At 26.4% G+C, this 258-nt stretch carries 1 protein-coding gene; it reads left to right on the forward strand.

Annotated features, from left to right (window positions below; translation table 11 throughout):
• Window positions 1–258, forward strand: a 258-nt coding sequence (locus AOA59_RS28765; RefSeq protein ID WP_178076312.1) for a CDP-glycerol glycerophosphotransferase family protein, incomplete at both ends; no start/stop codon positions are given.

Below are 258 nucleotides of genomic sequence, written 5' to 3' on the forward strand. Positions count from 1 at the left end.
AAATTAAATACTGATGGTTTTGAAGGATTTGTATATAACCTTTCTAGTTATGATGATATAGCAGAGTTATATCTAATATCAGACATCTTAATTACAGATTACTCATCAGTTTTCTTCGACTATGCAAATTTAAAAAGACCTATATTATTTTTCACATACGACATAAATAAGTATAAAGATACTTTAAGAGGGTTTTATTTAGATTTTGAAAATGAAGCACCTGGACCTTTATTAAAAGAGTCGGATGATGTTTTATAT

The sequence above is a fragment of the Pseudomonas sp. 2822-15 genome, from assembly GCF_002742515.1.
Classification (GTDB): domain Bacteria; phylum Pseudomonadota; class Gammaproteobacteria; order Pseudomonadales; family Pseudomonadaceae; genus Aquipseudomonas; species Aquipseudomonas salomonii.